Source organism: Allosphingosinicella sp. (genome assembly GCF_036387215.1).
In the GTDB taxonomy this organism is placed as follows: Bacteria; Pseudomonadota; Alphaproteobacteria; order Sphingomonadales; family Sphingomonadaceae; genus Allosphingosinicella.
Map to the genome: position 1 here is coordinate 1 of NZ_DASVUE010000256.1, position 7,735 is coordinate 7,735.

At 66.6% G+C, this 7,735-nt stretch carries 9 protein-coding genes; 5 read left to right on the top strand and 4 right to left on the bottom strand.

Annotated elements, in window-relative coordinates; genetic code table 11:
* Positions 1 to 115 precede the first annotated feature (115 nt).
* Together VF662_RS10455 and VF662_RS10460 are read right to left on the bottom strand one after the other, a co-directional pair.
* The gene (locus VF662_RS10455) at positions 116 to 517 is read right to left on the bottom strand and encodes a protease inhibitor I42 family protein (protein ID WP_464140724.1); all 402 of its coding nucleotides are present in this window, start codon (positions 515 to 517) and stop codon (positions 116 to 118) included.
* 39 nt (positions 518 to 556) lie between these two features.
* Complete coding sequence (locus VF662_RS10460) at positions 557 to 895, bottom strand: hypothetical protein (protein ID WP_464140726.1); 339 nt, start codon at positions 893 to 895, stop codon at positions 557 to 559.
* A 185-nt stretch (positions 896 to 1,080) separates the two neighbouring features.
* Between VF662_RS10460 and VF662_RS10465 the strand changes: the two genes are divergently transcribed.
* The gene (locus tag VF662_RS10465; protein ID WP_464140729.1) at positions 1,081 to 1,260 is read left to right on the top strand and encodes a hypothetical protein; all 180 of its coding nucleotides are present in this window, start codon (positions 1,081 to 1,083) and stop codon (positions 1,258 to 1,260) included.
* Between the two features lie 13 nt (positions 1,261 to 1,273).
* On the opposite strand, the gene VF662_RS10470 is transcribed toward VF662_RS10465, so the two are convergent.
* Entirely contained in the window at positions 1,274 to 2,554 is a 1,281-nt protein-coding gene (locus VF662_RS10470; RefSeq protein ID WP_464140731.1) for an MFS transporter, read from the bottom strand.
* Between the two features lie 129 nt (positions 2,555 to 2,683).
* On the opposite strand from VF662_RS10470, the gene pgsA reads away from it, so the two are divergent.
* The 3 genes from pgsA to VF662_RS10485 all read left to right on the top strand — a co-directional run bounded on the left by pgsA (position 2,684) and on the right by VF662_RS10485 (position 5,984).
* Positions 2,684 to 3,250, top strand: coding sequence for a CDP-diacylglycerol--glycerol-3-phosphate 3-phosphatidyltransferase (pgsA, locus tag VF662_RS10475; protein ID WP_464140734.1), 567 nt, complete (start codon positions 2,684 to 2,686; stop codon positions 3,248 to 3,250).
* Positions 3,251 to 3,356: 106 nt separating this feature from the next.
* Entirely contained in the window at positions 3,357 to 5,594 is a 2,238-nt protein-coding gene (gene katG / locus VF662_RS10480) for a catalase/peroxidase HPI (RefSeq protein ID WP_464140736.1), read from the top strand.
* A gap of 102 nt (positions 5,595 to 5,696) precedes the next feature.
* The gene (locus VF662_RS10485; RefSeq protein ID WP_464140739.1) at positions 5,697 to 5,984 is read left to right on the top strand and encodes a hypothetical protein; all 288 of its coding nucleotides are present in this window, start codon (positions 5,697 to 5,699) and stop codon (positions 5,982 to 5,984) included.
* On the opposite strand, the gene VF662_RS10490 is transcribed toward VF662_RS10485, so the two are convergent.
* Positions 5,914 to 6,885, bottom strand: coding sequence for a LysR substrate-binding domain-containing protein (locus VF662_RS10490; RefSeq protein WP_464140742.1), 972 nt, complete (start codon positions 6,883 to 6,885; stop codon positions 5,914 to 5,916). The two genes, VF662_RS10485 and VF662_RS10490, sit on opposite strands and share 71 nt — an antisense overlap.
* Before the next feature lie 105 nt (positions 6,886 to 6,990).
* Here VF662_RS10490 and VF662_RS10495 point away from each other — a divergent pair, with 105 nt between their 5' ends.
* Positions 6,991 to 7,530, top strand: a complete 540-nt coding sequence (locus tag VF662_RS10495; protein WP_464140744.1) for a peroxiredoxin — start codon at positions 6,991 to 6,993, stop codon at positions 7,528 to 7,530.
* Positions 7,531 to 7,735: the final 205 nt, after the last annotated feature.

Below are 7,735 nucleotides of genomic sequence, written 5' to 3' on the forward strand. Positions count from 1 at the left end.
GGCGATGCCGCGGACGAGCACCGGCAAGGTGATCCGCGAGGAGGTGCGAAGGCAGGCGCTGGCCCGGTTCGAGCCGGTGCTTGTCGGAGCCTCTGCGGCGGGCTGAGCAGCCGGATCAGCGGACCCGAACGGAAAGGCGGAAGCTTCGGTCGGGGCGCGCCTTCCTGTCCCACGGCTGGCGGTAGACGAGGCGCAGCGTGCCGCGTCCGGCCGAACGTGAGGCGAAGGTGAATTCCTGGCTTCCGCCGGCTCCGGCCATGGGCGGCCCGCCCGGCGGCGCGGAGGGAGCAACGTAGCGGTCGCCGGTGCGCTTCAGGATGCGGGGAAGCTCCGCCACTTCCCAGGAATAGCCGGTCGTCCCGTTGCTCTCGAGGCGGAGCCGCAGCGTCTCGCCGCGACCGAGAACGATCTGCCGCCCGTCGGCGGCCTCCGTGAGGGTGCGGGCGGGTTCCCTTGCAGCCACTGCGGCAGGCGCTGCGAGGAGAGCCAAAGCGAGTGCGGCGATGAGGAGCTTCATCCGTGGAGTGAAGCCGAAGCGGGACTGCTCGTCAACGTTTCAGGGGAGTGCGCCCAGCAGGTCTTCGAGCTCGGAATGCACCTTGATGTGCCGCGCCAGCTGCTCGGAATAAGCGGCGGCGAGATAGCGGTGGGCGTTGGCGGCGGCTGGGGTAAGCGCCTGCTGCGCGAGCCGCGCTTCCTCTAGCGCTCGCCGAGTGAAGAATTCGAACTCGCTCTCGCCCACGAACGAGGGCGGCCCGGACTCGTCTTCCGAGGCCACGGGAGCGGATTTCAGTGCGCTCTCGAAGTCGTGATGGTGGCAGCCCATGATCAGCGGTCCGGCGCGATTTGCGGCTGCGTGAATGGCGGCATCAGGCGACTTCGCTCCTCGCGCCATTACGGCGCTCGTCAGTTCACCCCCACACTCTCCGGTCTAAGCGCTCCCGGGTTAACGTTTCGCTACCCGGCACCCCGCCGATGCCCGCAGGCGGTCACGTTTTGCCGCCCTTTGTGCCGCGCCGGGACGGCACTTTCGTTAACCCTGATAGCGGCTTGATGCATTGGTAAAGAGGCCGTTAACCGGTGGCCATGAACCGCCTCTCGCCGCTCATCGCCCGCCAGGACTACACGCCGGCAAGGCCGTTTTCCGAGTGGAGCGCGCCTGCCGCCGAAGCGCCCGCACCGACGCTCTCGAAGGACGTGCGGCTGTTCCTCACCGGCTGGGTGGGCGGGCTGATCTTCTTCGGAACGTTGCTGCTCTAACGGCCGCCGCGCCTCAATCGCAGGCGAGGTGGAGCTTCCAGGAGATCCAGGCCGCGATCGGGCTTGCCGCCACCACCAGCAGAAGCGTGCCCGCCACCGACACGCCCGCAAGCACCAATCCCGTCAGAAGCATCGCCGAAAGCACCATCGCGCCTGAATTGACGATGTTGTTGGCAGCCACCGTGCGCGCCGTCTCCGACTTGGGGACAGTGGTGGTGAGGAAGGCGTAGAGCGGCACCACGAACATGCCGCCTGCGACGGCGACTCCGAAGAGGTCGAACATGATCCATTCGGCGCGCGGGATGGTGATGAATTCGCGGAACGTCATCAGCGCGCCTTCGTCCACGGGCCAGTAGAGCACGTTCCAGTAGAGGTGGCAGACGAACAGGCCCATCGCGATCGCCGAGGCGGGCGAGAATTTGGCGAGCACCCGGCCCGCGAGCATTCGGTTGATCAGCACCGAGCCAACGGCGACTCCGACCGAGAAGATCGCGAGGAAGAGGGTCGCCACCTGCTCGTTGGCGTGGAGCACGTTCTTGACGAGCGGCGGGAATTGGGCGGCGAGGATCGCTCCCATCGCCCAGAAGAAGCTGATCGATGCGATCGCAAGGAACAGGCGCGGGATGTGCATCGTCGCGTTCACGAGCGTGATCGAGGCGCGGATGATGTGCCAGTCCATCTTCGGCAGCGGGGCGTCGGGTTCGGGCGGGGCAGGGGGAACCATCGCTCCGGTGATGCGGCCGAGCAAAGCGATGCCGAGCACACCGGCAGCCGCGATCTCGCCATGCTCTCGGCCGAGCAGTCCCCCGGCGATGGTGCCGAGCAGGATCGCTCCATAGGTGCCTGCTTCGACCAGGCCGGTGCCGCCGAGCACCTCGTCCTTTTTCAGGTGCTGCGGAAGGATCGCATATTTGATCGGGCCGAAGAAGCTCGAATGGACGCCCATCGCGAACAGGGCGGCGAGCAGCAGCGGCACATTGTGCAGCAGCAGACCGGCGGCGCCTCCAACCATGATCAGGATCTCGGCGGTCTTCACGATCCGGATGATGCGCGACTTGTCGACGGAATCGGCGAGCTGCCCGGCAAGCGCCGAGAAAAGGAAGAAGGGGAGGATGAAGAGGCCGCCCGCGACTGCGTTGAACGTCGCCTCGCGCGTCTCGTCGCTGTAGATGGCGTAGGTGACGAGGATCACCATCGCCGACTTGTAGAGATTGTCGTTGAAGGCGCCGAGGAACTGGGTCGCGAACAGCGGCAGGAAGCGGCGCTTGCCGAGAAGCTTCAGGGATCCTTGCATGGGGGTTTAGAGGCAGGGGCCGAAGCTGCTGGGCATGGGCATGGGGTCATAGCGGCTAATCCGCCGAGGTCCAGCGGCAGAACGTCTCTCCACAGGCGCGGCGTCATCCGCTACAGGCATAAGGGCAAGATGCTGACGCTCCCCAACCTCCTCACCCTGTCGCGCATCTTCGCGGTGCCGATCCTGGTGTTCCTGCTGTGGAAACCGAGCTGGTGGGACTATGCCATCACCTACGTTCTCTACTGCCTCGTCGGCATCACGGATTATTTCGACGGCTACCTCGCGCGGACGCAGGGGACGGTGTCACGCCTCGGCCAGTTCCTCGATCCGATCGCGGACAAGATCATGGTGGCCGCGGTGATCATCATGCTCGTTTCCACCCGGCAGGCGAGCGGGGTGCCCATCATCCACGATTTCCACATCGTGCCGGCGCTGATCATCCTGCTTCGCGAGATCATCGTCTCCGGGCTCCGCGAATTCCTTGCGGGGGTGCAGGTATCGGTGCCGGTGAGCCAGCTCGCCAAGTGGAAGACGACGTTCCAGCTGGTCGCGCTCGGGGCGCTGATCCTGGCGGGCGCGCTGCCGCAATGGCAATGGGTCCACACCGTCGGCCTCGCCAGCCTCTGGGCGGCGGCGGCGCTGACCATGGTCACCGGCTGGGACTATCTGCGCGTCGGCCTCAAGCACATGGATTGAGCAGCCGCACTGATCGATTTTTCCACCGGCGCTGACAAAGATTTGTCGTTTCCGCCCGTCACCCCCGAAGCCTAGCCTCTCGCCACAAACAGAGGAGAGGCGAGGCATGGACGCGAAGACTGGGGAAATGGGCGGCTGCCCGGTGGATCGGCCGACGACCGTGCGTTCGCTGCTCGGCCGGCAGAACAGGGACTGGTGGCCGGAGTCCCTGCCGCTCGAGATCCTCAACCAGGGCGGCACCTCGCCCGACCCGATGGGCGAGGACTTCAACTATGCCGAAGCCTTCAACGCGCTCGACTATCAGGCGCTGAAGGCCGACCTCCGGGCGATGATGACCGACAGCAAGCCCTGGTGGCCGGCCGATTACGGGCATTATGGGCCGCTGATGATCCGCATGGCCTGGCACGCGGCGGGCACCTACCGGACCGCCGACGGGCGCGGCGGCGCCAATAGCGGCCAGCAGCGCTTCGCACCTCTCAACAGCTGGCCCGACAACGGCAACCTCGACAAGGCCCGGCGCCTCTTGTGGCCGATCAAGCGCAAATACGGGAAGAATATCAGCTGGGCCGACCTCTTCATCCTGGCCGGCAACGTCGCGATCGAGGACATGGGCGGCCCGGTCTTCGGCTTCGGCGGCGGGCGCCGGGACGTGTTCGAGCCCGAGCGCGACATCTATTGGGGTGCCGAGGAGAAGTGGGTGGAGGCGGAGGAAACGCGGATCCAGCCGGAGCGCGAAAAGGAGCTCGAGCATCCGCTCGCGGCCGTCCAGATGGGCCTCATCTACGTGAACCCCGAAGGTCCGGGCGGAGTGCCCGACCCGCTGCAGTCGGCGCGGGACATCAAGATCACGTTCGAGCGCATGGCCATGAACCATGAGGAGACGGTCGCGCTCACCGCAGGCGGCCACACGTTCGGCAAGGCGCACGGCGCGGGCGATCCGAGCCTCGTCGATGCAGCGCCGGAAGGGGCCGACATCGCGCTCCAGGGCCTCGGCTGGGCGAGCGCGCATGAAAGCGGGTTCGGCGAGCATACGATCACCAGCGGCATCGAAGGCGCGTGGGTGAACACGCCGACCGAGTGGTCCGAAAACTATTTCCGGCTTCTCCTCGACTACGAATATGAGCTCGTCCGCTCGCCCGCAGGCGCCCAGCAGTGGCAGCCGGTGGGCCAGCGCGAAGAGGATATGGCGCCGGACGCCCATGTACCGGGCAGGAAGGTGCCGACGATGATGACCACCGCCGACATGGCGCTGAAGGTCGATCCCGAGTTCCGAGTGATCTCCGAGCGGTTCAGGAACGACCATGAGGCGTTCAAGGACGCCTTCGCCCGCGCCTGGTTCAAGCTCACCCACCGCGACATGGGTCCGAAGGTCCGCTACCTCGGGCCGGAAGTGCCGGAGGAGGACCTGATCTGGCAGGATCCTGTTCCCGCCGGCCGCATGCCGACCGACGCTGAAGTGCTGGCGTTCAGGGACAAGATCCTGGCGGCGGGCTTCAGCATCGGCCAGCTGGTGAAGGTCGCCTGGGCATCGGCTTCAAGCTATCGCCGGTCGGATCATCGCGGCGGCGCCAACGGGGCCCGGATCCGGCTCGAGCCGCAGCGGGGCTGGGCCGTCAACGAACCGGAGGAGCTCGGCCGGATCCTGGCGAAGATCGAGGAGCTGCGCGGCAGCCTCTCGATGGCGGATGCGATCGTTCTGGCGGGCACCGCCGCCGTCTCGAAGGCGGCACGGGATGCCGGCTTCCAGGTCGATGTGCCCTTCCTCGGCGGCCGCGGCGATGCGACTCAGGATTGGACGGACGCGGAGAGCTTTGCCGTGATGGAGCCGGCGGCCGACGGCTTCCGCAACTATCTGAAGACCAAGCATAGCGTGAAGACGGAGGAGCTGCTGCTCGACCGCGCCTCATTGCTCGGCCTTTCGGTGCCGGAAATGACGGTGCTGCTCGGCGGGCTTCGGGTGCTCGGCGCGAACTATCAGGACCGGCCGGAGGGCGTGTTCACGAACCGCAAGGGGCAGCTCACCAACGACTTCTTCGTCAACCTGCTCGACAACGACACTTTCTGGCAGGTGGTCGACACAAGCGGGGACGAGGAGTTCATCGGCTACGATCGCGGCGGGAGCCAAGAGAAATGGCGCGCGACGCGCACCGATCTCATCTTCGGCGCGAACAGTCAGCTCCGCGCCGTCGCCGAAGTCTACGCCGAGAAAGGCCACGAAGAGAAGTTCGTGCGCGACTTCGTAAAAGCCTGGACCAAGGTGATGAACGCCGATCGCTTCGACCTGCCGCAGAATCCGGACAGCGTCGAGCCGATCGGGATCGCGGAACCGGCCGCCGCGGAGTAGGTCATCGGCCGGGTTGCCACGCTCCCGGCCGAGGAGCATCATCGGGAGCCGCCGCAGCCGAACCCGCGGCTGCGGCAAGGCTCGCTATGGAGGCGCCGGCTCATGCACCGGAGCGAAGTCGATCGGCTCGATTGGGGCAGGACCTACTGGGTGCCCGCGGTGGTCTCGCCCGAGCGCGATTGGGCAGGCTCCCCGGGCTGCCGACGGGGCGCGCGGTTCATGGTCGACGGCCGGACATTGCGTGCGAGCCACGACGATTTCGAGGCGTTCGATAGCGAACTCGGCTGCCTCAGCTGGATCATGCGGAACCGTGCCGAGCTCAACCGTAACCTGCCCCGGGCGCAGGTAAGGGCCGTCGCGCTGGATCGGTGGCTGTTAGGTCTGGAATGACTTCTTCCGCGATCTGGCGGAGCGTATCGGCAAGCAGCTGAAATTCCTTCTCGCGCGGGCTCGACCGCCGCCAGATGAGCGCGACGCGGCGAAAGCCGTGCTCCGACTTCAGCGGCCGCGCATCGACATTGGTGCCCTCGAGGATCCCCGCCTGGAGCGCCATCGCCGGCACGAAGGTGACGCCGAGCCCGTTGTCCACCATCTGGACGAGGGTGTGCAGCGACGTGCCCATCATCGTCGCCTCGGCGCGAAGCTCCGGCCGGTTGCAGGCGGAGAGGGCATGGTCCTTGAGGCAATGGCCGTCCTCCAGCATCAGCAGCCGGTTGGCGTCGAGCATTCCGGGTTCGACGCTGGCGTTGGGAGGCGCTTCGCCGCGCGGGAAGGCGACGAACAGGCGGTCGTCGAACAGCAGCGCCTGATCGACGTCCCCGCAGGCGAATGGAAGCGCCAGTAGCACGCTGTCGAGCTGGCCGCGGTGAAGCGCTTCGCAGGCGGCGTTGCTCGTCTCCTCGCGCAGGAACAGCTTGAGGTCGGGCCAGCGGGTGCGGAGCCGCGGGAGCATCGCCGGCAGCAGGAACGGAGCGATGGTGGGGATGACGCCGAGCCGCAGCTCGCCGTGGAGCGGCTTGCCTTCGGCGCGCGCGATGTCGGTCAGCTCCTCCGCCTCGCGAAGCACCCGCACGGCCTTGTCGGCGATCTTGAGGCCGAGCGGGGTGAAGCGGACGACCCTGCGGGTGCGCTCCACCAGGGTGAGGCCGAGCAGGCTCTCAAGCTCCCGCAACCCGGCCGACAAAGTCGACTGGGTGACGAAGCACGCCTCGGCCGCGCGGCCGAAATGGCCGCGCTGGCGGAGCGCCACCAGATACTGAAGCTGTTTGATCGTCGGCAGGTGAACTGTCATCGAAAAACTCACTCAATAAGCCTGCTATAACCGCCTTGAACGATCGAAGCCAGCGACCTAGATGCTGCGCTGCGACATTCAAGCTGCACTGCAACAGGAGACACCATGCTAACCGTAGGCGACAAGCTTCCTTCCCTCACCGTTCCCGTCCAGCAGGGCAGCGCCCTTCCGGCGGGCGAGACGCTCGACCTCGGCGAGACGGGCGGCAAGTGGAAGATCCTCTTCTACTGGCCGAAGGACTTCACCTTCGTCTGCCCGACTGAGATCATCGGCTATGGCGAGCTGGCGCAGGACTTCGCCGATCGCGACGCCGTCCTGATCGGCGCCTCGACCGACACCGACTTCGTCCACCATGCGTGGCGGAAGGCCGACGAGCGGCTCGCCGCCGCCGACTTTCCCTGGATCGCCGACAACAAGAAGGAGCTGGCGAACGCGCTCGGGATCATCGCTCCCGATGCCGGCGTCGCCTATCGCGCCACCTTCATCATCGATCCGGACAACGTGATCCAGCACGTGACCGTCAACGGCCTCAACGTCGGCCGCAACCCGCAGGAGACGCTGCGCGTGCTCGACGCCCTTCAGACCGACGAGCTCTGCCCGTGCAACTGGAGCGAAGGCCAGGAAGTCCTGAGGCCGGCGGCCTGAGAACCTGATCGTGCGGCAGCGGCCAGCGAAGCTGGTCCGCTGACTCGCCCGAGCTCGGCCGGCGGGGCGGCGTCGCCGAACCCGTCCGACGGCGCGGCTTTGCCGCGCCGGCCCCTCCACCATGCTTCGCATGGTCCCCCTCCCCTGCAAAAGCAGGGGAGGACATTTTCGGAGCAAGCCATGTCCCTCAAGCAATTTTCCGAGA

Bases quoted from the DNA above. Each gene is read 5' to 3' on its own strand.
- VF662_RS10455 (WP_464140724.1), bottom strand. From the start codon at position 517: ATGAAGCTCCTCATCGCCGCACTCGCTTTGGCTCTCCTCGCAGCGCCT.
- VF662_RS10460 (WP_464140726.1), bottom strand. From the start codon at position 895: ATGGCGCGAGGAGCGAAGTCGCCTGATGCCGCCATTCACGCAGCCGCA.
- VF662_RS10470 (WP_464140731.1), bottom strand. From the start codon at position 2,554: ATGCAAGGATCCCTGAAGCTTCTCGGCAAGCGCCGCTTCCTGCCGCTG.
- pgsA (WP_464140734.1), top strand. From the start codon at position 2,684: ATGCTGACGCTCCCCAACCTCCTCACCCTGTCGCGCATCTTCGCGGTG.
- katG (WP_464140736.1), top strand. From the start codon at position 3,357: ATGGACGCGAAGACTGGGGAAATGGGCGGCTGCCCGGTGGATCGGCCG.
- VF662_RS10485 (WP_464140739.1), top strand. From the start codon at position 5,697: ATGCACCGGAGCGAAGTCGATCGGCTCGATTGGGGCAGGACCTACTGG.
- VF662_RS10490 (WP_464140742.1), bottom strand. From the start codon at position 6,885: ATGACAGTTCACCTGCCGACGATCAAACAGCTTCAGTATCTGGTGGCG.
- VF662_RS10495 (WP_464140744.1), top strand. From the start codon at position 6,991: ATGCTAACCGTAGGCGACAAGCTTCCTTCCCTCACCGTTCCCGTCCAG.